We start from the raw sequence: 23,027 nt of genomic DNA on the forward strand, positions 1-23,027 counted from the left end.
TTTTCGGCGATTACTAGGTCGCGCAACGCTGACACACTGCACCCCAAAAGCGTCGTACTCCCCTACCCAGCGATACCTAAAGTAAGCTAACGCTAATGCACTTTTCCCAAATTCCCCAAACCGTTTATCATGGAATAAATCAAAGCTAAAAATCACTAACTCAAAAAACGTAAAGATATATGCTGAACAAAAGTAAACAAATTTACAATTACACTGTACTTCTGGAAAAGGAACAGGATGAGGGTTATCATGCCTTTTGTCCTGTTCTCAAAGGTTGTCATTCTCAAGGAGATTCTTTTGAAGAAGCAATTGGGAATATTACAGAAGCTATTGAATTATATATTGAAAGTTTAATAGCTGATAATCAACCTGTTCCTAAAGAGGATTTAATTGTTAAGCCATTAAGCATTTTAATATGAGTAATTTACCAAGTATAAAAACTAAATATTTTATTAAGGTTATCGAAACTCCAGGTTTTTATTTTGACAGATAAAGAGGTAGTCATGCTATTTACAAGAATGCTGATGGTTTAAGAGTTGTTGTTCCAATTCATTCAGGTAAAGACATTAAACCAGGTACTTTAATGAGAATGATTCAAGATATTGGTATTGATAAAGAAACATTTTTTAAATTAGTACAAAAATAAATCGATTCCTGCGGATTGCTTGCGCGATCGCATTAACCCTCAACAGGCAATAAAATAATAGGGATATGTACCAGAAAATTCTGAAAATCATTGTCAGTGGAGAGGATGCTGTAGCTGCGACGATGAGCAACTGTACAAATCAAAAAATCGGTATTTGAACCCTGAATGCCTTTACTGCGGCAGGTATTGAAAAACTCAGAGGCAAGTTCGTAGTCTTCAGACATGAGTTCTAAATCAGGGAAAGCTCGGAGGTAATCTCGCAGACGGGTAAACTGTTCAAAATTGCGGATTCCAGAAAGAATTTCTTGGCGAATCGCGCCTATCAAGGCAACTTGGTCATCAGTGATTAAATTCTGCAATATTGTGACTGCTGGGGAAGAATCAGGTGGTGTTTTCCGACGTAAAGCCAGTGACCAAACAGAAGTATCAACAATAATGCTCATGCTTGATGACGTTGCTGCTTATAGTTATAGCCTTCGTCATATTCGATGGTCCCAAAGAGGTCTAATACTTTGAGCCGCTTACGACGTTGAATATATTCGCGCAGTGCTGTTTCTACTAAAGAATCAATGTTCACCTGATTGTCAAGTTCCAACGCCTCTTTTAGTAAGGCTTCGTTGATGTTGAGCGATGTAGTCACAATCAATTCTAATCCTAAAAATGACTAAATAAATGGTAGCGCACTCTAGGTAATTGATTTTTGCAATTATCAAATTCTAGCAATACAGATTTAATTGTTGCTTTCTATCAACGATAACCTACGTTTATTTTCCATACATTCACGCAGATAAAGATTAATTAAATTCAAATAAGAAATACCTGTTTCTTGAGCTATTTCTTCAAAGTATTGAATAACATCCTTTTCTAAATCAATTGTAACTTGTTCTTTTAACTGTTTAGAATAGGGATTTTTGACGGATTTAGAAAAATCATAATTTTCTCTCATAGAAACTCCTGATATTGTTTTTGTTCTAGTTTATTTGCTTTTCTGGCTGAAATAATCCTAATTATTGAATCGTTTTCTCGATAACAATGGCAAACAACTAAAAGGCGATAATAAACACTGATTCCTAATAAAATAAATCTATCTTCATCTTGAGAATGATCAGGATCATAAATTAAACGAGCATTATCATCAATAAAGGCAGATTTTGCTTCTTCAAAAGAAATTCCATGTTTTTGAATATTACTCTCAGCTTTTTGTAAATCCCAAGTAAATTCTAACTTATTCATTATTATACTAAATTTTAAATTTCTATTCCTAAAATTTACATTATGATTATGCCACAAGTTACGGATTATTAAGGCGATCGCTCACAACTACCCAACTTTAGAGGATCTCTCTCCCAACTTATTCCTAAACAGCGATTCCTACGGAGCGCTTCGCTATCGCACACAACCCCAATTTTAAACGATCGCACCCCAACACCCCAAAACAGCGATCGCACACAACCCCAATTTTAAACTATCGCACTCCCACATCCCCAAACAGCGATCGCTCACAACCACCCCAATTTTAAACGATCGCACCCCAATATCCCAAAACAGCGATCGCACTATCTCCTCATGATTTCCTGGGGGGTGCTAATCCTCTAAATATAATATATATTCCAGATGAAAAAATAAATCCTAATATAGCAACAGTGAATTTAGATAATAACTGTTCTATGACAATATATAACAACAATACATCAGTTGTAGATAGGCAAAAAGCATATATTGATGACATAATTTCATTCTTTGCAAAATGACCTAGTTCAACAAGAAATATGCCTAATATTATACCAGCTAATAATAACCAACTATCTGATAATTCATTCAAATAATTGGTTATAGAATCTCGAAATTCTTGCTTGTAGCTAAATACAAATACCAAAAAAATGATTGGTAATAGAGTAGAAATAATTGCACGATATAAAGGTTTCATTGCCTTACTAGAACCGTCACCCACTATTATTAAGAATATATAAAGTATAATAGCAAGAAAAATAGCCAAAATAATCACAGCACCCAATAGTTGAAACATTCCAGTCAAGTCACGGTCACTCATTAGCTAATACCTGCTATAGTAAAGTTTATTCGTTAAGTTTTTACAAACAATGTAACAATTAGTCAAACTTTTGCTTTAAAAATCAATTAATTTGGTTTCATTGCTAAACTACCAAATCATCCCCAAATTCAAAACAAAACCCTTTAAAACATCTTCCCCTGAAACCGTAGTAGGAGAATCCAAAACCTCAACCTCTTTACCAGGTCTATAAATCTCCACCTGACGAGATTTACGATTAATTAATATACCTAAACCCACACCATTATCTATATATTCTCTCATCTTTTCCTGTGTAGTCTTCAAACTATCACTAGGAGAAAGTAACTCAATTACAAAATCAGGACAAATAGGAGGAAACTTTTGTTTTTCCTCATCAGTTAAAGCATCCCATCTTTCTAATTTAATCCAAGAAGCATCAGGAGAACGATCTGCACCATTTGGTAATTTAAAACAAGTAGAAGAATCAAAAGCGATGCCAGTACCATCAGCATCAGTCCAATTCATTACTTGTTGAGTGATTCTCGCATTTTTATTTCCCGTTTCTCCTCCCGTTGGTGGCATAATTATTAATTCTCCATTTGCATTTCTTTCAAATCTTAAATCGCGGTTTGCTTGACATAGTTTAAAAAACTGGTCATCAGTCATTTTTATTACTGAATCTAAATTGACAGTTAAAGCATTCATGGTCATATCCTCATTGAATGTTTAGGGAGAAAATTTAACTATCTCATATCCTATTCTATATTATTAGTTACCAATTAATAGCTTTATTTTGTCATAATCTTGGAGTTTCTGGTGTTCAAGAGAACTATTAAATGTCAAAATTACTGAATATTTTTTGTTATTTCATAACTAAGTAATTATTTAGCTATGTAAACAAAATTTAAACCCAGGTGAGAGAACCTGTATTCTTTGTTAAGATTCATGAATAAATATGTTGTTTTCTATATCATTTTGTGTCAGATATAGGATAAAACCCCCACAGAATCGGAGTTTTCTGCTAAAAAACTCTTATTGCCGAAAATAATTGCAGTTACAAACGGCCATATTAGCCGTGAGGAACTTCATGAGAACACGCTTTAAAGGAGCTTATTTGAATGTTTACCCAAGTCAAGTCCACTATTCGACATATTGCACCTGACGATTTACGGGGACGTAAATTAATCAAGGTTGTCTATGTCGTGCTAGAATCCCAATACCAAAGTGCATTATCACAAGCGGTACGGGAAATTAACGCTAATCATCCCAGCGTCGCCATAGAAATCAGTGGATACTTGATTGAAGAACTGCGTGGAACTGAAAATTTTGAAGGATTCCAGCGCGATATAGCCAGTGCTAATATATTCATTGCTTCACTAATTTTTATTGAAGACTTAGCACAGAAAGTAGTTGCCGCAGTTGAACCCCATCGTGATAACCTCGATGTGTCCGTTGTCTTCCCCTCCATGCCCGAAGTTATGCGCCTCAATAAAATGGGTAGCTTCTCTTTGGCGCAATTAGGACAATCCAAGAGCGTCATCGCTAACTTCATGAAAAAGCGCAAAGAAAAATCTGGCGCTGGTTTCCAAGACGGAATGTTGAAGTTATTGCGGACTCTTCCCCAAGTGCTAAAATTCCTACCCATCGAAAAAGCACAAGACGCAAGAAACTTTATGCTCAGTTTTCAGTATTGGCTAGGTGGTTCAGCCGAAAACCTGGAAAACTTCTTGCTGATGCTGGCTGATAAATACGTATTAAAAGGCGCGGAAAAAGAAAGTTTTGCTGCTGCTGAATATCAAGCACCAGTTGTTTATCCCGACATGGGAATTTGGCATCCTTTAGCACCGACCATGTTTGAGGATGTGCGAGAATATCTGAACTGGTATGCTGTCCGCAAAGATATTTCCCGAAATCTCAAAGACCCCCTTGCACCATGTGTAGGTTTGGTTTTACAAAGAACTCACCTAGTGACCGGTGATGATGCCCATTATGTGGCAATTGTCCAGGAATTAGAATCATTAGGGGCAAAAGTTCTGCCTGTGTTTGCTGGTGGTTTGGATTTCTCTAAACCAATAGAAGCTTACTTCTATGAACCCACAACTAAATTACAGTTAGTAGATGCGGTAGTTTCTTTAACTGGTTTCGCTTTGGTGGGTGGACCCGCGAGACAGGATCATCCTAAAGCTATTGAAGCATTAAAACGGTTAAATCGTCCCTACATGGTCGCCTTGCCTTTGGTCTTCCAAACCACCGAAGAGTGGCTAGATAGCGATTTGGGGTTACATCCCATTCAAGTGGCTTTACAGATTGCTATACCTGAGCTAGACGGGGCAATTGAGCCGATTATCCTATCAGGTAAAGATGGGGCAACTGGAAAAGCGATCGCCTTACAAGACCGGGTGGAAATTGTCGCTCAACGCGCCTTAAAGTGGGCAAGTCTGCGCCGCAAACCCAAATTAATCAAAAAAGTCGCCATCACCGTTTTCAGCTTCCCTCCCGACAAAGGTAACGTAGGTACAGCCGCATATTTAGACGTATTCGGTTCTATCCATGAAGTCATGAAAGGACTGAGAAACAACGGTTACGATGTACAAGACATTCCCGAAACTCCCCAAGAGTTGCTAGAACAAGTCATCCACGACGCACAAGCACAATACAACAGTCCCGAACTCAACATCGCTTACAAAATGTCTGTGCCAGAATATGAAGCACTGACACCATACTCCCAACGCTTAGAAGAAAACTGGGGACCACCACCCGGAAACCTCAACAGCGACGGACAAAATCTCTTGATTTACGGGAAACAATTTGGTAATGTCTTCATTGGAGTCCAGCCAACATTTGGTTATGAAGGCGACCCCATGCGGTTGTTATTCTCCCGTTCCGCAAGCCCTCATCACGGTTTTGCAGCTTACTACACCTATCTAGAACGGATTTGGGGTGCTGATGCTGTGTTACACTTTGGTACGCATGGCTCTTTGGAATTTATGCCTGGTAAGCAAATGGGAATGTCTGGTGATTGTTACCCAGATCAACTAATTGGCTCAATTCCCAATCTGTATTATTACGCAGCCAATAACCCCAGTGAGGCTACAATTGCTAAACGTCGCAGTTATGCCGAAACAATTTCTTACCTGACACCACCTGCGGAAAATGCTGGTTTATACAAAGGTTTGAAGGAACTCAGCGAGTTAATTGCTTCTTACCAAACTTTGAAAGACAGTGGACGCGGTATTTCTATTGTTAACGCTATCATAGACAAATCCCGCATCGTCAATCTAGACCAAGATATTGAGTTACCAGACACCGATGCTAAGGATATGTCCTCGGAAGAACGGGATAATATTGTTGGTAGCGTTTATCGCAGGTTGATGGAAATTGAATCACGCTTGTTACCCTGTGGACTGCACGTGATTGGTAAACCACCAACTGCCGAAGAAGCGATCGCCACTTTGGTCAATATTGCCAGTTTAGATCGACAAGAGGAAGAAATTCAAGGTTTACCCGGAATTATTGCTAGAAGTCTGGGACGCACCATTGAAGATATCTACAGAAACAACGATGCCGGCATTTTGGCAGATGTGCAACTATTACAAGATATCACCCTCGCTACCCGTGCGGCTGTAACTGCATTAGTACAAGAACAAATTGACGCTGAAGGTAGAGTGATAGCGGTTTCCAAGTTGAATTTCTTCAATATGGGCAGAAAAGAACCTTGGCTAGAATCACTACATCAATCAGGTTACACCAAAGTTGATATCTCTGCGTTAAAACCTCTGTTTGAATATTTGGAATTTTGCTTAAAACAAGTTTGTGCAGATAACGAACTCGGTGGACTTCTCCAAGGTTTAGCCGGTGAATATATTTTACCCGGTCCCGGTGGTGATCCTATCCGTAATCCTGACGTATTACCCACTGGTAAAAATATTCACGCTTTAGATCCCCAATCTATCCCCACTTCTGCCGCAGTCCAATCTGCGAAAATCGTCGTGGATAGGTTGTTGGAACGGAATAAGTCTGAAAATGATGGAAACTGGCCGGAAACCATTGCCTGTGTCCTCTGGGGTACTGATAACATCAAAACCTACGGTGAATCCCTAGCCCAAATTATGTGGATGATTGGTGTGCGTCCAGTACCCGATGCTTTGGGACGGGTGAATAAGTTGGAATTGATACCTTTATCAGAGTTGGGTCGTCCTAGAATTGACGTTGTAATTAACTGTTCTGGTGTATTCCGTGACTTGTTCATTAACCAGATGAATTTGCTTGACCAAGGTGTGAAAATGGCTGCGGAAGCTGATGAACCTTTGGAAATGAACTTTGTCCGCAAGCACGCTTTGAAACAAGCTGAGGACATGGGCATAAATCTGCGTCAAGCTGCAACTCGCGTTTTCTCTAATGCTTCTGGTTCTTATTCTTCTAACATTAACTTAGCGGTGGAGAATAGCACTTGGGATAGTGAAGCTGAGTTACAGGAAATGTATTTGAAGCGCAAATCTTTCTCTTTCAATTCTGATAATCCTGGGGTTATGGATGAGTCAAGAGAGATTTTTGAAACGACTTTGAAAACTGCTGATGCAACTTTCCAGAATCTTGATTCTTCGGAAATCAGTTTAACTGATGTTTCCCATTATTTTGACTCAGATCCTACTAAGTTAGTAGCAAGTCTGCGTGCAGATGGCAAGAAACCTGCATCTTACATTGCAGATACAACTACTGCGAATGCACAGGTGAGAAGTTTATCAGAAACTGTGCGTTTAGATGCGCGGACGAAGTTGTTAAATCCCAAATGGTATGAGGGAATGTTGTCTCACGGTTATGAAGGTGTGCGGGAACTTTCTAAACGGTTGGTAAATACCACTGGTTGGAGTGCGACTGCTGGCGCTGTGGATAACTGGGTTTATGAGGACACGAATGAGACTTTCATCAAAGATGAGGAAATGCAAAAGCGTCTCATGAATCTCAATCCTCATTCTTTCCGCAAAATTGTTTCTACTTTGTTGGAAATGAATGGACGCGGTTATTGGGAGACTAGCGAGGAGAATTTAGATCGTTTACGTGAGTTGTATCAGGAGGTGGAAAATCGGATTGAGGGGATAGAATAGAGTTTCAGTGGGCAGGTATAAAACCTGCCTTTTTCAAATCAATGAATGATATTATGTCCGGTTAATCAGTTACAATATGAAATTAGCAGAGTTCTTGTATTCCAAAATTGCAGCATCATTTGTTTTCATAATAACTTACAATTGCCCAGCCAAGTGTTTCGGTAACAGACGCAGCAGTCATCATATTCGCTATGTTACCAATTCCAGGTACGTAGCTGATGATAGCGTTACAAGTTTCAACGTATATCCATTCTGATAAGCGTTTGGTAATTAAAGACATAGCAGCAGCCTTATCGAGACTTTCCCCAAACTCACCCGCCAACTCAATTGCCATGTTCAGTTGAATAGCACCAATAACGAATCGATCACCAGGAATTTGAGCAGTGGCAAATCCTATAGCTGTGGCTTCTGTTGTTGCTGCATGGATAATAACATGAACGCGATCATCGCGATCCGAAAAAAAATGCTTTAAATGGTTTATAAAGACCATATTTTTTATCCCTAAAAACTGTGATATCCTCAATCTATCGCTATGAACTTTGATTTGTCAATAGTTATTTATATTTAGTTTTGTAAATTTTAGGAATAACGACCCAGCAATGTAAAATTTTAATTCATCCTTATGTATATGTAACGCCCATATTTCAATCACTTGCTATATGTCGTTTTTATATAGTTTGCAATAAGTTTTACAAAAGGGCGTAGGATATTGATAATATGTTCCTCTAGATCATCATTTTCTAAATCTTCTAAATCATTTTTTCTCTCTATTTCTTTCCCTTGAATTTCATCTTCTGGAGCATACCGAATCAAATCAGAGGGTGTACAGTCTAAGATTCCACACAGCTTGTTTAAAAGTATACCGTCCACAGAAGGCATCATCTTACTTTGACTTTTACTTGTTTTTTATTCGTGTAACTGTATTAGGATGCACATCAAGCTCATCTGCTAGTTGTGCTGCAGTAATTCTTTTTTGATACATTACTTCTTCAAGCAACCACTGAATTTTATATTTATTTTTGTTATTAGACATATACAACACTCTTATATTTTTTACTCTAATACATGATTCAATTATATGGCATGGTCAAAATTCCAAATACTAGATCACTTGTAACAACTTTATTGAATATGAATTCAAAGACAAATGCTAGTGAAAATGTACATATCTTTTTTGTACGATTTAGAGAAGAATTTAAAAAAGGTAATAGAGTATCTTTAGAAAAATTAATTCATAAAGACTACTCTTCAACAGGATCTTTAATTTGTCAAAATAGAGAATCTCTTGTCAACTTCTTTCTCCTTTTTAAAGCATTAACAATACCTTTTGTTTATGAAATGGACTTAGAAATAAAACCATTTAAGACACCGGAAGAGGACGGAAACAAAATTTATGTGGCGGTTAAGGGCTATATAATCGTATACGCTGGCCGTGTGAAAATCAAGTCAATTCCTCTTGTAGCTGGTGATGATATAATTCTAGTAACTTTGCTAAAAGAATCTGGGATTATACTACTTAAAGAAATGGTAAAACCAGAAGAAGAAAATTAGAAGTTTGGGAAAGCGATCGCTTGTTGGGATGTAGGAGTGCGATCGCTGTTTGAGATGTTGGGATGCGATCTCTGTTTTAGAAGGTGTGGAGGTGCGATAGCTGTTTTGGGTGTGTGTGGGAGTGCGATAGCTGTTTGGGGTGTGAGAATGTGATCGCTGTTTTAGGGATGTTGGGAGTGTGATCGCTTTTTGGGGATGTTGGGGATGTTGGGGATGCGATCGCTGTTGGGGATGTGTGGGATGCGACGCTTTTGGGGTTTTGGGGGTGCGATCGCTTTTGGGATGTGGGGATGCGACGCTTTTGGGGTTTTGGGGGTGCGATCGCTTGTTGAGTATGTTGGAAGTGCGATCGCTTTTTGGGGGTGTGGGAGTGCGATCGCTTTTGGGGATGTGGGGATGCGATCGCTTTTGGGGATGTGTGGGGTGCGATAGCGTAAGCGCTGCTGCAAGCAGTTCGCTGTTTGGGGATGTGGGGATGCGATCGCTTGTTTGGGGATGTTGGGGTGCGATCGCTTTTGGGGTGTGGGGGTGCGATCGTGCTTGGGGATGTTGGGAGTGCGATAGCGAAGCGCTGCTGCAAGCAGTTCGCTGTTTTGAGGATGTGGAAGTGCGATCAGTGTTTTGAGGTTTGAGAAATGCGATCGCTTGCTGTATTTCAAAACACTTAACTTATCAATTGATTTAAAACCAACACAGTTAACCCTGGTAAAGAAGGTAAACGAAGATCATTGGTTAAGAAAAAAGAAGCACCACCATAAATAGCAGTGCTGTAAAAAAAGCATCTGTAACTTGTAAATAGCGAGGATTTTCTTCTATAAAATAAATTAGCGGTGCAGTATCTAAACCTACAATTTTACCCTGTAATTTATTTAACCATTCCATGAATCACGCTCCTGATTGACATATTCCTGAGCGTCAATATTTCCCCAAATTTCCTTACCTAAACCACGCAATTCTAAAATACTACGCTTTGGTTTTGATGTCATTTTCAATTGTTGACGAATTAAGATAGATAAATTTTCAACTAATTTAAGCTGTTCTTCAGGAGTCAAATTTTTAGCTTGCTCTAACAATTCTTGATAATTAGACATACATTTTTTAATCCTCTGTTATCCACAGGAAAATACTCTCAATATCAGCAATAGCACTAGGTGAAATATCAATCCGGTATGCCTTATGTTTCCTTAAATTCTGCAAATGCTTGATTTAAGGGCATACCCTCACCTTGTTCAAACTCATTTATACTTTGACGTATCTTAGCAATAGATTCAAGTAATTCAAGTCTATCAATAAGTTTTTGATAACTTTCAGCATCTTGAACCACAGCAGCAGCTTTACCATTCACAGTCAGCACAATAGGAGATTTAGTTTCTTTTAACTTATCAAGAAACATCTTTGCACCTCGCTGAAATTCTGATAAGGGATGAATATCGCTTAGGCTAAACATCATAAATTCAATAAATTATTTGATAATTTAATGTTAATTGTATGAAAATATTTTGTCAAGGGAAGATATAGCTGTTTTGGGAGGTGTGCGATCGCAAAGCGCACCGAAGGTATCGCTGTTGGAGTTGTGAAAGGGTGCGATCGCGCAATCGCTGACTTCACTTTTATCAAAAAAAGCAACTAAACCAGAAAATAGTTGCAGGAATAACTAGCCCTAATTAGTTAATTCCTTTACCTTTACGTCCTATAGGTACACACATTGGTGTTCCCACAACTGGGTCAGTAACAACACGAGAATCTAAACCAAAAACCTCTTTTACCATTTCCTCATTCATAACTTCTTGTGGTTCTCCAGCAGTAAAAATCCTACCTTCTTTAACTGCTACTAAATAATCAGCATAACGACAAGCGTGATTTAAATCATGCAACACCATCACAATAGTTCTATCTTGAAATTGGTTTAAATCATACAACAAATCTAAAACTTCTATTTGATGTGCCAAATCTAAAAAAGTAGTCGGTTCATCTAATAGTAAAATATCCGTATCTTGAGCTAATGCCATAGCAATCCAAGCCCGTTGTCTTTGTCCACCAGATAAAGTATCTAATGCTCGTTCAGATAACTTGAGTAAATCCGTAATTTCTAAAGCTTGGTGAACAATTTTTTCATCTTTTTGGGACCATTGTTGCAACCAATTTTGATAAGGATAACGTCCTTGTGCCACTAAATCTCTGACGGTTAAACCTTCTGGTGCTACAGGACTTTGAGGCAAAATTCCCAATTGTTGGGCTACTTCTTTTGTCGAAAGCTGAAAAATAGATTCTCCATCCAGATATACAGCACCACCACGAGGTTTAAGCAATCTAGCCAAACCTCTTAATAAAGTTGATTTTCCGCAACCATTAGCACCAACTAAAGCCGTAATTTTTCCCGTAGGAATCGCTAAATTTAGATCCCAGATAATCGTCGCCCCATCATAAGCTAAAGATAAACTTTTCGTTGATAATCCTTTCATAACAATTTTAGATTGGTAATTGGTAATTGGAAATAAATAATCTTGTGTCTCTTAGAGCAGTTTTCATGTATTTGTACCACACACTAATTTTTCTATTCCTTTCTTTCTTTGCGTCTTTGCGCCTTTGCGTGAGATATAAAAATGCGGTTCATTTACCCAAAAATAGCTGTAACTGTCACTTACTTTTTCCGATTACGAATTAACAAATACAGAAAATAAGGAGCGCCCACCGCAGCAGTAACAACTCCACAAGGAATTTCAATAGGTGCAAATAGAGTTCTTCCTAATAAGTCTGCTACAACAACAATCATTCCTCCTAACAGTGCTGAGATGGGAATTAAACCTTGATGATTTGTACCTACTAACTGTCTTCCTAAATGAGGTGAGATTAAACCGACAAAACCAATCATTCCCGCAGTGGCTACTGATGCACCTGCTAAGGCTACTCCTACTAATAGTAGTAAACTACGTTGAATTTCTACGGACGTTCCTAAACTTCTAGCAACATCATCACCTAAATTTAAAGCATCCAAATGTCTGGCTAAAAGTAAAGACATAGGGATAAAAATAATTAACCAGGGTAAAAATGAAAATACCTGTTCCCAAGTTCGTCCATAAACGCTACCAGCCAACCACACCAAAGCATCACTAACGCTGTAAATGTCACCAAAAGTAATCATTAAACTGGTGAAGGCGCTGGCGATCGCAGATAAACCCACACCCATTAAAATTAATAAAATTGGCGAACTACCATTATTCCAAGCTAAGAAATAAATTAAAGCTGCCATCAACAAAGCACCGCAAAAAGCTGATATAGGCAATGTATAAACTGGTGCGGAAGGAAATAAAACAATCACTGTCACTGCGGCTAAACTTGCCCCAGCATTGATCCCAATAATACCAGGATCAGCTAAGGAATTGCGTGTTAAACCTTGGAAGATAGTTCCAGAAATAGCCAGCGCCATTCCCACCATAAAAGCCACTAGGGTACGAGGTAGACGCAGGGTATTAATCACAAACAGATGATCAGGATTTCCCGTGTTTACACCCAATATCGTTTTAATAATATCTAAGGGAGAGATAGGATATTCACCTCTACCCACATTTAACACCATTGCTACCCCAATCACTGCTAGTAAAAACAACAGTATCATTGGCACACGGCGATCTATCCTAAAAGATATTGCTAAAGAACGAAACACCAATATATTGGATTTTGAAAGTGTTGCTGTATAGTCTTTTCGTTGTTCCATCTATTTCAATTTGGAATGTAAAAAAGTGTTTGTTTCAACGATTCTTTTTCTCCTAGAAAGGATAGTTTTTAAACCTTGAATGAAATAATTGTCAATTATCAATTGATTTCATTTCTTCACCTTTGATTTAGCCAAATAAACAAAAAAGGGAGCGCCAACCAGTGCAGTCATCACACCTACAGGTAATTCCTGGGGTTTGAGGATGACACGGGAGGTAATATCTGCTACTAACAGTAAAGTTGCCCCGACAACGGCGGAATAAGGCAAAATCCAGCGATAATCGGTTTTAATGAAAAATCGGACAACGTGAGAAACGACTAAACCAATAAAACCAACCGGACCAGCCAGGGCTACGGAACTTCCTGCTAGTAAAACTACGCTAATGGCGGTAAGTATTTTTATCCAGGCTGTTTTTTGACCTAAACTTTTGGCGACATCATCACCTAGACTCATGGTAGTAATTTGTCTACCCAAAGCAAAGGCAATTACTAAACCGATGATCACAAAAGGTAGTGCGGAAAGCAGGATAGGCGCATCTCTACCTGCTAATGAACCGGCTAACCAAAATCTAATTTCTTCTAATGTGCGTTGACTAATGATTAAAATGGCAGTAGTCAGGGAAGAAATTAAAGCTGTCAATGCTGCTCCTGCTACTGTGAGATTCAGCGGGGTTGCACCTCCCTTTCCCAATGAACCCAGGAAGTAGACTAAAATCGCTGTGACTCCCGCACCCAAAAAGGCCGCAATTGTCAACGTAGTAATTGATGTACTACCAAATACAAAAATTGTCACAACTACGGTGAGTGCAGCACCGGATTCGATACCTAAAATACCTGGATCTGCTAATGGGTTGCGTGTTAAACCTTGCATTAATGCCCCAGATACTGCTAGGGATGCACCGACTAAAATGGCAATGAGCGATCGCGGTAATCTGACTGTTTGAATAACTAAGTGTTGATATGAACCATCAAAGTTGACAAAGGATGTCAAAATCTTATCTATTGGTATATCTGCTGCTCCTAATGTGACACTAGACACTAAACAAACTAGCAGCAGCATCAAACACACAAGTAAGCTAAATATCGGTTTAGCTGCTGAATTAATCAAAGTATTAGCGATCACTTTAACCTCGTAAATTTTTGGGTTTTAGACTGGTAATTTGAGATTGTTTTAGTGGAAACTGAACTGGTAAAACCAAGCCAAAATCTAAAATCTAAAATCTAAAATTGATTGATTATTTCCGTGTAGCTATACCTAATTTCACTCCTTCCACCTGTCGCACTTTATCCATCACTGCTACTACTTGTCCGTGATTAACGCCTTCATCGGCATTAAGTATCACCATCAAAGGTTGTGATGGTTCTACTTTTTCTCTGACTTCGGCTGCTAGTTGCTCTAAACTAACCGCTTCTTTATTCAAAAAAATCTTGCCAGTATTATTAATAGTTAATGTTACCTGTGCCGGGCGATCGCTTTTTCCCGTAGCAGCTTGAGGTAAATTAACTGGTAAACCCTCAGAACGAGTTAAATACAAGGTTGACATAATAAAAAATGTCAAAATCGCAAAGATCACATCAATCATTGGCACAATGTTAATCTGTGCTGGGATTTCCGGCTCATCTTGTAGACGCATAGGTTTTTTCTCCTCGTTCGTAGCGACGACGATATAGTAGTTCTAACTGGCCACCATATTCTTGAATCAACGCCATTTGTCGCTGATAAAATCCCCGGAAGGTATTAGCAAAAACTAGGGTAAAAATTGCCACAACTAAACCTGTCGCTGTGGAAACCAAAGCTTCACTAATACCACCAGTCACACCCGCTGCTTTTGTTCCTCCAACATCACCAATATTCAGAGAAGCAAAAGAAGCAATTAACCCTAATACAGTTCCCAGTAATCCTAACAAGGGTGCAAGGGCAATAATGGTATCAAAAATTGTATTAAATCTTTTGAATAAAGGTATTTCTGCCTGAGCTTCACTCTCTAAAGCCAAGCGAAATTCTTCTGGATTTGGTTCTTCTAGTTCTAAAGCTGTTAAAAAAATGCGTGCAATGGGTAAATCTGCATTTTTTCGCAGTGTATCAATTGTACTTACCACATTATTTTGACGATAGAGACTAAATACATCTCGTACTACCCGTTGCTGACGGTTATTAATTTTTGCCCAAAACCTGATTCGTTCGATAATTAGCCCCCCCGCTAATACAGAAGACAGTAGCAGTGGCCACATCACCACACCACCTGCTGTAAACAGATTTTTTATCTCCATGTCCGATTTTTCACCTTTTTAATAAAATTTCTCGACAAGTTCAGCAAAGATAGCTGATATAAGTTATCAACTTAAATTAGAACAAATGAGAATATATGTCAATCTTTTGCTACATCTGAGGGAAAAAATACAGTCTCAAAAAGGGTCAAAATTCCTGTAATCTTTTACTAGTGAGAGATTTGAGCTAAAATCTGCAAATATAAAAACTCAAAATAATTGATTGACATTTGTATATAACTTCTGTTATTCTACCCAAAGTTACTGAAAATAGATAGCAATAAACTAAATAGTAATAAATATAACCATGAGTTTTTCCAGCATAGCCACAGAGCAGCGAGAAAAAGAATTAAAGACACTGACAACCTTTTTGACTTATAGCTTGATTGGCTCTTTGGCTATACATATTGGGTTGCTGGCTTCTGGTATTGGTAGTCTAATTACAAAAGTCCCCGAAGAAGAGCCAATGGAAATTACTTTTGTGGAGACTCCACCGGAAGAAGAAATAAAACTAATAGAAGCACCGAAAGAGAAAATAAAACCTCAAGTTATTGATAATTCACGGATTTTTACAAGTTCAACTAATTCTGATTCCGCTCCATCCATATTCGTACCGCAACCACAAAAAAGCACAGTAGTTCTGGCTCAACCTGCTGTAATCCGAAAACAGCAAGTTCCATCTCCTGTGATTCCTGAGCCAAAAATACAACCCCTGAAACCTTTACCGACGATTACAAAGGCAAATGTATCACCAAAGACAGTAGATACTCAGCCTCAAAAAGTCTCTCCGTTAACTACAAAGCTATCACCACAGAAAGTAGATACTCAACCCTTATCTACTGAAGCTACTGCTATTCAACCATCTTCAGAATCCGGTTCTAATTTAAGTAAGTTGTTAGCAGGAATCAGAGATGGGAGAGCAAATCAAGCAGGTTCACAACCATCTCAAGCTACTTCCGGTAATGGTGGAAATACGGTAGGAACATCTAATTCATCAGGATTAGGTATTCCTGGTAGTTCTACTATTTTTACTGGTAATAGTGGTGGTGGGACAAAAAAAGAAGCAGCAATTACTCCTAAAGTTACTACTGCACCTACATCTCCCAAATTAGGTACTAACTCTGGTAGTGGTAATGGCCGCGCTGCTTGTCGGGAGTGTAATCCAACTTATCCAGATTGGGCGAAGAGAAGAGGTGTAGAGGGCAGAGTCGAAGTAGCTCTTGATACAGATAATAAAGGTAATGTTACTAAGGTTCGGTTATTAAGATCCAGTGGTAACGAAAAATTGGATGCAGAACATTTAGAAAGAGCGCAAAAGTGGAAACTCAAACCCAGTTCAGAGGGTAGACAAGGCGTTACTATTGGCACTGAATATGCGATCGCAGGTTCTCAAAGATATCGTCAATTACAAGAACGCAAGAAACAAAGAGAAAAAGAACAAAGAAATACTGCATCTACCAACAATGCGAGTAACTCTGTAAGTGAAACACCCAGACGCAGCAGAAGATTGGTAACATCCGTTAGTGAAAATACTCCCAAAGAATCGAACCCAATCACCAGAAGAATTCGCCGCAGCAGAAGTACAGCCGCATCAACAGAATCTACTTCTACTCCATCAGCAACTAAAGGACAACGTTTAGGAGAAGCTCTCAGAAGAAGAAGAAATCAAGCTGCTACTAATACTTCTTCCGGAGAAACAAGAAACAGAAGACGAAGACGAGCAATAACTCCAGCTTCTTCTGTCACTACTAATAATCAAAGTAGCCCTAAACCTAGCAGATGGCGGCAACGTTTGCAACAACCTGCACCTTCAGAGCAAAATCAACAACCATCTTCATCAGGTGAGAGTAATTAGGGTTTGCTGATAAACCTGATTTTTTCGTAGGGGTAATTCATAAGTTTTTAATTTCCTTTCTCCCTTATTTCTTGCTCAATCTTCGCACTGGCAGTTCGAGGTAATCTTTCATTGTCAATTATCAATTGTCAATTGTCAATTGTCTCCTAGCACATCAAAGTCGCGCTAAATTAGATTAGCAAAAGAAGCATCAAGGAGAAACTATGTCAGTGGGAAAGCCTAGCATTCTAGTAACAGGGGGAGCAGGATATATTGGTTCTCATACAGTCTTAGCACTCAAGCAAGCAGGGTATGAGGTGGTCATACTTGATAACTTGGTATATGGACATCGTGATTTAGTAGAACAGGTTTTACAAGTAGAATTGATAGAAGGGGATACAAGCGATCGCACTTTATTAGATCATCTTTTTCAGACTCGTAATTTTGCCGCAGTTATGCACTTTTCCGCCTATGCTTATGTAGGTGAATCTGTAACAGATCCAGCTAAATACTACCGTAATAATGTTTTAGGAACACTGACACTATTAGAGTCAATGTTAGCAGCTTCTATTCAGAATTTTGTCTTTTCTTCCACCTGTGCAACTTATGGTGTTCCGAATTTTATTCCCCTCACGGAAGATCATCCCCAAAATCCCATTAATCCCTATGGTGCAACTAAATTAATGGTAGAAAGGATACTCACTGATTTTGATGTGGCATACAACTTGAAATCAGTGCGTTTCCGCTATTTTAATGCTGCTGGTGCTAACCCCGAAGGATTATTAGGAGAAGATCATCATCCCGAAACTCATTTAATTCCTTTGGTGTTACAAACAGCATTAGGTAAACGAGAATCTATCAGCATTTTTGGGACTGATTATCCCACTCCAGATGGTACTTGTATTCGGGACTATATCCATGTTAATGATTTAGCTGATGCCCATATTCTGGGATTAGAATATTTATTGAATGGTGGGAATAGTGAAGTTTTTAACTTAGGAAATGGTAACGGATTTTCAGTTAGAGAAGTAATTGCTGCGGCTGAAGATGTAACAGGCATGGTAATACCAGTGCAAGAATGCGATCGCCGTCCTGGAGATCCTCCAGCCTTAATTGGTACAAGTGAAAAAGCTAGAAAAATCTTGAATTGGCGACCTCAATATCCAGGTATTAAAGATATCGTCTCTCATGCTTGGCAATGGCATCAAACAAGGCATAAATAACCATTCAAATTTCCAAATATTGCCAAATTGTAGAGACGTTGCCAACAACATCTCTACATTCACTACTTGGACTCTGAGCGGCGAACAAATGGCAGTAAATCTTGTAAAATTACTTCATGATAATGCTCTTGGGCATAATGTCCAACATTATTAAGTTTGATTATTTCACCATTGGGTACAGATTTGACAAAATTTTCTGCCATATCTATAGATAACCAAGGATCAATCATTCCCCATTGCAATAAAATAGGTTCTTGCCATTCTTTAAAGCCATTTTCTATTTCTATCATCGCTTTTTCAAGTTGAAAATTGCGAATTGTTGCCAGCAAACCCCGACCAGATGAAGAACTTTTTAAATATGGTTTGCGATAAATATCTAAATCTTGATCTTCAATCCGATAACGACATCCTCCTTCTAAGGTTCTATCAACTAATAAAGGATCTTGAGTAATGACATCACCTGCTAAAGGTAAACCCATTTGTTTGATTTTCCAAGGCAATTTTGCAGATGTAGAAATGGGTGTATTTAAAATAGCAATATTAGCAATCTTTTCCGGATGACGTAAGGCGTATTGTAACCCAACTGAACCTAAAAATCCTTGGACAACTAAAGAAAAATGTTCTAATTCTAAAGCTTTTACAAATCCTTCTAAAGCTGTCATAAATGCTGCGGGAGTATAAGCAAAATCCTGTTTTTCCGGTTTATCAGAAAAGCCATAACCAATCCAATCTGGTGCGATCGCTCTTGTTCCCTGTGCTGCTAAACTTGGCATAATATTCCGCCAACTATAACTTTGAGCAACTACCCCATGTAACAATACTACGGGAATTAAGTCAGTTCTCCCAATCGGTTCAGCTTCCCGATAAAACCATTCTAGGGAATCTACTTTAATTTTTTGTTCTTTAATTGACACTCTATTTTCCTCTTTGGCAATGCAACAGCATCGCATAGATGCTACCTAAGTCCCTTTTATCATCCTATAGGTAATCGGTGAGCAAATCTCATAATGGCTTTTATAAAAACAAAAAAAATTCGCATTTTATGAGTTGAGGTTGTTGACTTGTGTCTCGGAATTTGCTATACTAGATTTTGATAAGGAAGAACTATCTTGCAATAAAAATAATCAATTAGATCCCGGACGGCTTGAAGAAGTCCGGGATGTTGTCAAATAGAAAAATCTAAGAGCGATAATTTTGGGGTAGAATCATTTCCCGAATGGCAATTGCTGTTGCCGGTGCAAGTAAAACACCATTACGGTAATGTCCCGTTGCCAAGAGGACATTAGTAAAACCAGGTAACTTATCAATGACAGGTGCTGGTCGTCCTTCGGGACGGGGGCGGCAACCCTGACCAAGTACGGATCACCTTCGCTGCGGCTAAATCTGGAGTAAAAGCGATCGCCTGTTGTCTAACAGCATCCAACAATTCTGAACTTGGGGATACTTGATTTTCATCATTGGGAAATTCTACAGTTGCCCCCACCCAATAATCACCATTTCCCATCGGCACAATATGCACATCATTACCAGTAATCACTGGTTGAAAATCAGGATTTCCTAAAGTCCGTCCTAAACTTAGATATAAAGCTTGTCCCAACACCGGACGGATATTCACCATCTGCTGTAATTGTGCAGTTAAGGTAGTCGAACCCAAACCCGCAGCAACTATAAACCAATCAGCAGCAACTTTACCCTCAGTAGTTTCAATAAAATTACATTTGTGAGCCTCACCCACTCCTTTTTTGATATGTAAAGGCGTTTGTGGTGGTGGTGGAGGAGTTTCCGTACCTGTCACAGACACACCAAACTTGAAATTTACTCCATTGCGTTGCGCTGCATCTACTAAAGCTAAAGTTAACGCTGTAGCATTTAGTTGTAAGTCTTGGGGAGAATAAACAGCACCCATAATTTGCGGGTGACTAACTTGGGGACAATATTTTTGCAGTTGTTCTTGATCCCAAACTTGTAATTGCCAACCTTGAGATTGACGAATTTCCCGCAGTTGTTCCCATTCCGACAGCACCTCAACCCCACTTTCTAGGGGACGATCTAAATTTTCTGACAACAGCATCACGATTCCTTGACGGTTACAAGGGATTTTCCGCCCCGTAATCCTTTCTAATTCAGGAATCAAAGTTCCATAGCGTTCAATGCTAGTTTGTCGGATTCGCCAAGCATTACCTTTAGTTTTATGGCTAATTACACCCATTAAAACACCGAGAGCGGCGCTAGTAGATCCTTGTGCAGGTTGTCTTTGCTCGAAAACAGTGATGTTTAAACCTTTAACTTGGCACAGTTCATAGGCGATCGCCGCCCCAACCACACCACAACCGATAATTACTACATTCATGGTTTTTGTTAGGAGTCAGGGGTGAAGAATGAAGAGTCTTCCCCTTCACCCTATCACCCCATCACCCCAAGATTTTGTGACTCAAGACTCGAAGCCAATAAGAGGCAGAGGGGCAGGGAGGAATTGATCTTTGTAATACCTGTTCCCTGTTCCCTGTTCCCTCCTTAGCTACTTTGTTCTGGAACTAGTTCTAAAAACTTGTCAATATCTACAAAAACATCTTTGCAGTTACTAAACGCCTGACTAGTATTGCCAACAGTAGCAGCTTGATCTATTTTTACTAAGTCTTTCAACAAATCCTTACTGATTTGCCGAGCCTTAGCTTGATTTTGCAGTGCCAGGTTGGGAATGACATAAGTCATATTTGATCTAGCTTCTGTCATCGGTCCATGGATAAAATTCCCTACCTTGATCCATTCACCTTTTGCAATCAAGTTTTGCAGTTCTGGCGCGCGATCGCGCACGGCTTTAATTCCAGGAACATATTCCTGAATTTTAGCAACTTCCGCTGCTGTATAAGATGGTGGTAAAGTAGCAACACTAGGACCGCCACAACTAATCAGAAATGTTGCTAATAATACAAAAATCAGTGAGAAAATAGAGCGTTGACGCACCATAATATGGAAATTAATTTTCTGTTTGCTTACAGATTAACAGTGTTATTTTAGATCGCTATGTAATGCACTGTTAGAGTTAATTCAGGTTTTTCTGTCTTGAATATCCCCCACAGACCAACCGAATATAGGAGTATTTTTGAGTGAACGCAGCCGAACAAGCCACAAACCTGGAATTCGCCAGCAAAATTGCTACAGTAGTAAATTTGTTTAAATCCGAATTTCCTGATGTTAAATCCGATCTCAAACCTTGGCACAATGACCCAGAAACCAGAGAATTAGTAGATCCCGATTCCATAGACATTGGTTTTCACTTTCCTGGCATTAGCAAGTCTTGGCGTAGTCGCAGTATTTTAATTCAAATCCGATTTTATCAAGATCCTATTAATAATGACCGTCGCGCCATTGGTGTAGAAGCGGCTGGATTTGACCATAGGGGCGAAGTTTGGCGACTTTCAACCATAGAAACCTGGAGTTTTATCGGTGACTCCATCCCCTCTCCTGAAGTTGGAGAAAAGCTGAAACAGGTTTGTCGGCAAATTTTAGAAGTGTTTAATCAACCAAGTTTCTAGCCTGCGATCGCCTAAAATCTCTAACAGATGTATTCGGTAAATCTGTATGAGTCAAACCACAGAAACGATTTTTAGCAAAATTATTCGCAAAGAAATTCCCGCGAATATTGTTTATGAGGATGATCTAGCCTTGGCATTTACAGATGTCAATCCCCAAGCACCCGTTCATATCCTTGTCATTCCCAAAAAACCCATAGTTAACATCGCCACAGCCCAACCTGAAGATCAAGCCCTCTTAGGACATCTATTATTAACAGTCCAGAAAGTCGCCGCACAAGCTGGACTGGAAAATGGTTATCGAGTAGTTATGAATACTGGCGTTGACGGCGGTCAAACAGTACATCACCTACATATACATATCCTTGGCAATCGTCCTATGGCATGGCCTCCCGGTTAATCACACCAAGCTAAATTTGATTTAGTGAAGTGAGAAAATAAGCCTTCATGATTTCCAGCAACATATTAGAAAAACTAATAGCTGTCATCATGAATGCTTAAGTTAAATAACTTTACAAATCGAAACATAAAGCTTAATATAAATTCATGAGGTAGAAACACCTACCAAAACATACATAACTCAAACGCAATTATAAACACATGACCACAACCTTACAACAGCGCGAAAGCGCCAACGTATGGGATCGCTTCTGCGAATTCATCACCAGCACTGATAACCGTCTATATATTGGTTGGTTCGGCGTATTGATGATCCCTACTCTACTATCTGCGATCGCTTGCTTCGTCATCGCATTTGTAGCTGCTCCTCCCGTTGACATTGACGGTATCCGCGAACCAGTTGCAGGTTCACTACTCTACGGAAACAACATCATCTCCGGTGCAGTAGTTCCTTCCTCCAACGCCATCGGTTTACACTTCTACCCAATTTGGGAAGCAGCTTCCTTAGATGAGTGGTTGTACAACGGCGGTCCTTACCAACTAGTAGTATTCCACTTCTTGATCGGCGTATTCTGCTACCTCGGTCGTGAATGGGAACTTTCTTACCGCTTAGGAATGCGCCCTTGGATTTGCCTAGCATTCTCCGCACCTGTAGCAGCAGCTACCGCAGTCTTCTTAATCTACCCCATCGGTCAAGGTTCATTCTCTGACGGTATGCCTTTGGG

28 protein-coding genes and 3 pseudogenes are annotated in these 23,027 nt (G+C 39.2%); 9 read left to right on the forward strand and 22 right to left on the reverse strand.

Annotated features, from left to right (window positions below; genetic code table 11):
- Positions 1-179 precede the first annotated feature (179 nt).
- Positions 180-419 (forward strand): type II toxin-antitoxin system HicB family antitoxin, encoded by a 240-nt coding sequence (locus FJR38_RS16255; protein ID WP_168497636.1) that lies wholly within the window; start codon positions 180-182, stop codon positions 417-419.
- Positions 420-505: 86 nt separating this feature from the next.
- A pseudogene (locus tag FJR38_RS28600) lies at positions 506-646 on the forward strand (type II toxin-antitoxin system HicA family toxin); the annotation flags it as partial.
- A 32-nt stretch (positions 647-678) separates the two neighbouring features.
- Here the strand turns inward: FJR38_RS28600 and FJR38_RS16265 are convergent.
- From FJR38_RS16265 to FJR38_RS16295, 7 genes are all read right to left on the reverse strand, one after another.
- Entirely contained in the window at positions 679-1,089 is a 411-nt protein-coding gene (locus FJR38_RS16265) for a PIN domain-containing protein (protein ID WP_168497638.1), read from the reverse strand.
- Positions 1,086-1,286 (reverse strand): type II toxin-antitoxin system VapB family antitoxin, encoded by a 201-nt coding sequence (locus FJR38_RS16270; protein ID WP_168497640.1) that lies wholly within the window; start codon positions 1,284-1,286, stop codon positions 1,086-1,088. The genes FJR38_RS16265 and FJR38_RS16270 overlap by 4 nt, the downstream gene beginning before the upstream one ends.
- Before the next feature lie 90 nt (positions 1,287-1,376).
- A complete protein-coding gene (locus FJR38_RS16275; protein WP_168497642.1) occupies positions 1,377-1,592 on the reverse strand; it encodes an antitoxin in 216 nt (71 codons plus the stop codon).
- A complete protein-coding gene (locus FJR38_RS16280) occupies positions 1,589-1,879 on the reverse strand; it encodes a BrnT family toxin (RefSeq protein WP_168497644.1) in 291 nt (96 codons plus the stop codon). Before FJR38_RS16280 ends, FJR38_RS16275 begins: the two co-directional genes overlap by 4 nt.
- A 174-nt stretch (positions 1,880-2,053) precedes the next feature.
- Positions 2,054-2,203 carry a hypothetical protein gene (locus FJR38_RS16285; protein WP_168538135.1) on the reverse strand — a complete coding sequence of 50 codons (150 nt, stop codon included), beginning with the start codon at positions 2,201-2,203 and terminating at the stop codon, positions 2,054-2,056.
- A gap of 7 nt (positions 2,204-2,210) precedes the next feature.
- Positions 2,211-2,696: a hypothetical protein gene (locus FJR38_RS16290; RefSeq protein ID WP_168538137.1), complete on the reverse strand. Its 486-nt coding sequence runs from the start codon at positions 2,694-2,696 to the stop codon at positions 2,211-2,213.
- A 108-nt stretch (positions 2,697-2,804) separates the two neighbouring features.
- Complete coding sequence (locus FJR38_RS16295; protein WP_168538139.1) at positions 2,805-3,380, reverse strand: Uma2 family endonuclease; 576 nt, start codon at positions 3,378-3,380, stop codon at positions 2,805-2,807.
- 413 nt (positions 3,381-3,793) lie between these two features.
- Between FJR38_RS16295 and FJR38_RS16300 the strand changes: the two genes are divergently transcribed.
- Positions 3,794-7,780 (forward strand): magnesium chelatase subunit H, encoded by a 3,987-nt coding sequence (locus FJR38_RS16300; protein WP_168538141.1) that lies wholly within the window; start codon positions 3,794-3,796, stop codon positions 7,778-7,780.
- Positions 7,781-7,895: 115 nt separating this feature from the next.
- Here the strand turns inward: FJR38_RS16300 and FJR38_RS16305 are convergent, their stop codons facing one another.
- From FJR38_RS16305 to FJR38_RS16315, 3 genes are all read right to left on the reverse strand, one after another.
- Positions 7,896-8,270, reverse strand: coding sequence for a hypothetical protein (locus tag FJR38_RS16305; protein ID WP_168538143.1), 375 nt, complete (start codon positions 8,268-8,270; stop codon positions 7,896-7,898).
- 158 nt (positions 8,271-8,428) lie between these two features.
- Positions 8,429-8,662 (reverse strand): helix-turn-helix domain-containing protein, encoded by a 234-nt coding sequence (locus FJR38_RS16310; protein ID WP_168538145.1) that lies wholly within the window; start codon positions 8,660-8,662, stop codon positions 8,429-8,431.
- 13 nt (positions 8,663-8,675) lie between these two features.
- Entirely contained in the window at positions 8,676-8,813 is a 138-nt protein-coding gene (locus FJR38_RS16315) for a hypothetical protein (RefSeq protein ID WP_168538147.1), read from the reverse strand.
- Positions 8,814-8,911: 98 nt separating this feature from the next.
- Here FJR38_RS16315 and FJR38_RS16320 point away from each other — a divergent pair, with 98 nt between their 5' ends.
- Entirely contained in the window at positions 8,912-9,331 is a 420-nt protein-coding gene (locus FJR38_RS16320; RefSeq protein WP_168538149.1) for a hypothetical protein, read from the forward strand.
- 161 nt (positions 9,332-9,492) lie between these two features.
- On the opposite strand, the gene FJR38_RS16325 is transcribed toward FJR38_RS16320, so the two are convergent.
- The 9 genes from FJR38_RS16325 to FJR38_RS16365 all read right to left on the reverse strand — a co-directional run bounded on the left by FJR38_RS16325 (position 9,493) and on the right by FJR38_RS16365 (position 15,316).
- A complete protein-coding gene (locus FJR38_RS16325) occupies positions 9,493-9,990 on the reverse strand; it encodes a hypothetical protein (protein WP_168538151.1) in 498 nt (165 codons plus the stop codon).
- A gap of 73 nt (positions 9,991-10,063) precedes the next feature.
- Positions 10,064-10,213: a hypothetical protein gene (locus tag FJR38_RS16330; RefSeq protein WP_254445373.1), complete on the reverse strand. Its 150-nt coding sequence runs from the start codon at positions 10,211-10,213 to the stop codon at positions 10,064-10,066.
- Positions 10,201-10,422: a hypothetical protein gene (locus FJR38_RS16335; protein ID WP_168499462.1), complete on the reverse strand. Its 222-nt coding sequence runs from the start codon at positions 10,420-10,422 to the stop codon at positions 10,201-10,203. The genes FJR38_RS16330 and FJR38_RS16335 overlap by 13 nt, the downstream gene beginning before the upstream one ends.
- An 83-nt stretch (positions 10,423-10,505) precedes the next feature.
- Positions 10,506-10,781 carry a type II toxin-antitoxin system Phd/YefM family antitoxin gene (locus FJR38_RS16340; protein ID WP_254449486.1) on the reverse strand — a complete coding sequence of 92 codons (276 nt, stop codon included), beginning with the start codon at positions 10,779-10,781 and terminating at the stop codon, positions 10,506-10,508.
- A 214-nt stretch (positions 10,782-10,995) separates the two neighbouring features.
- Complete coding sequence (locus FJR38_RS16345) at positions 10,996-11,793, reverse strand: ABC transporter ATP-binding protein (protein WP_168538153.1); 798 nt, start codon at positions 11,791-11,793, stop codon at positions 10,996-10,998.
- A gap of 179 nt (positions 11,794-11,972) precedes the next feature.
- Entirely contained in the window at positions 11,973-13,046 is a 1,074-nt protein-coding gene (locus tag FJR38_RS16350) for an iron ABC transporter permease (protein WP_168538155.1), read from the reverse strand.
- Positions 13,047-13,154: 108 nt separating this feature from the next.
- Positions 13,155-14,105, reverse strand: a complete 951-nt coding sequence (locus FJR38_RS16355) for an iron ABC transporter permease (RefSeq protein WP_217360030.1) — start codon at positions 14,103-14,105, stop codon at positions 13,155-13,157.
- Between the two features lie 175 nt (positions 14,106-14,280).
- Complete coding sequence (locus tag FJR38_RS16360) at positions 14,281-14,679, reverse strand: biopolymer transporter ExbD (RefSeq protein ID WP_168499468.1); 399 nt, start codon at positions 14,677-14,679, stop codon at positions 14,281-14,283.
- The gene (locus FJR38_RS16365; RefSeq protein WP_168499470.1) at positions 14,663-15,316 is read right to left on the reverse strand and encodes a MotA/TolQ/ExbB proton channel family protein; all 654 of its coding nucleotides are present in this window, start codon (positions 15,314-15,316) and stop codon (positions 14,663-14,665) included. Before FJR38_RS16365 ends, FJR38_RS16360 begins: the two co-directional genes overlap by 17 nt.
- Before the next feature lie 304 nt (positions 15,317-15,620).
- Here FJR38_RS16365 and FJR38_RS16370 point away from each other — a divergent pair, with 304 nt between their 5' ends.
- Both FJR38_RS16370 and galE read left to right on the forward strand, forming a co-directional pair.
- Entirely contained in the window at positions 15,621-17,168 is a 1,548-nt protein-coding gene (locus FJR38_RS16370) for an energy transducer TonB (RefSeq protein WP_168538157.1), read from the forward strand.
- 203 nt (positions 17,169-17,371) lie between these two features.
- Positions 17,372-18,370, forward strand: a complete 999-nt coding sequence (galE, locus tag FJR38_RS16375) for a UDP-glucose 4-epimerase GalE (RefSeq protein ID WP_168538159.1) — start codon at positions 17,372-17,374, stop codon at positions 18,368-18,370.
- Positions 18,371-18,432: 62 nt separating this feature from the next.
- On the opposite strand, the gene FJR38_RS16380 is transcribed toward galE, so the two are convergent.
- The 3 genes and pseudogenes from FJR38_RS16380 to psbQ all read right to left on the reverse strand — a co-directional run bounded on the left by FJR38_RS16380 (position 18,433) and on the right by psbQ (position 21,337).
- Complete coding sequence (locus FJR38_RS16380; RefSeq protein WP_168538161.1) at positions 18,433-19,284, reverse strand: alpha/beta fold hydrolase; 852 nt, start codon at positions 19,282-19,284, stop codon at positions 18,433-18,435.
- 265 nt (positions 19,285-19,549) lie between these two features.
- A pseudogene (locus FJR38_RS16385) lies at positions 19,550-20,720 on the reverse strand (NAD(P)/FAD-dependent oxidoreductase).
- A gap of 164 nt (positions 20,721-20,884) precedes the next feature.
- Positions 20,885-21,337 carry a photosystem II protein PsbQ gene (psbQ, locus tag FJR38_RS16390; protein WP_168538163.1) on the reverse strand — a complete coding sequence of 151 codons (453 nt, stop codon included), beginning with the start codon at positions 21,335-21,337 and terminating at the stop codon, positions 20,885-20,887.
- Between the two features lie 140 nt (positions 21,338-21,477).
- Here psbQ and FJR38_RS16395 point away from each other — a divergent pair, with 140 nt between their 5' ends.
- The 3 genes and pseudogenes from FJR38_RS16395 to FJR38_RS16405 form a co-directional block, all read left to right on the forward strand.
- Positions 21,478-21,906: a hypothetical protein gene (locus tag FJR38_RS16395; protein ID WP_168499482.1), complete on the forward strand. Its 429-nt coding sequence runs from the start codon at positions 21,478-21,480 to the stop codon at positions 21,904-21,906.
- A gap of 46 nt (positions 21,907-21,952) precedes the next feature.
- Entirely contained in the window at positions 21,953-22,303 is a 351-nt protein-coding gene (locus FJR38_RS16400) for a histidine triad nucleotide-binding protein (RefSeq protein WP_168499484.1), read from the forward strand.
- Between the two features lie 200 nt (positions 22,304-22,503).
- Positions 22,504-23,027: pseudogene (locus FJR38_RS16405) on the forward strand (photosystem II q(b) protein); the annotation flags it as partial.

The sequence above is a fragment of the Anabaena sp. UHCC 0253 genome, assembly GCF_009712085.1.
Taxonomy (GTDB): Bacteria; Cyanobacteriota; Cyanobacteriia; order Cyanobacteriales; family Nostocaceae; genus Dolichospermum.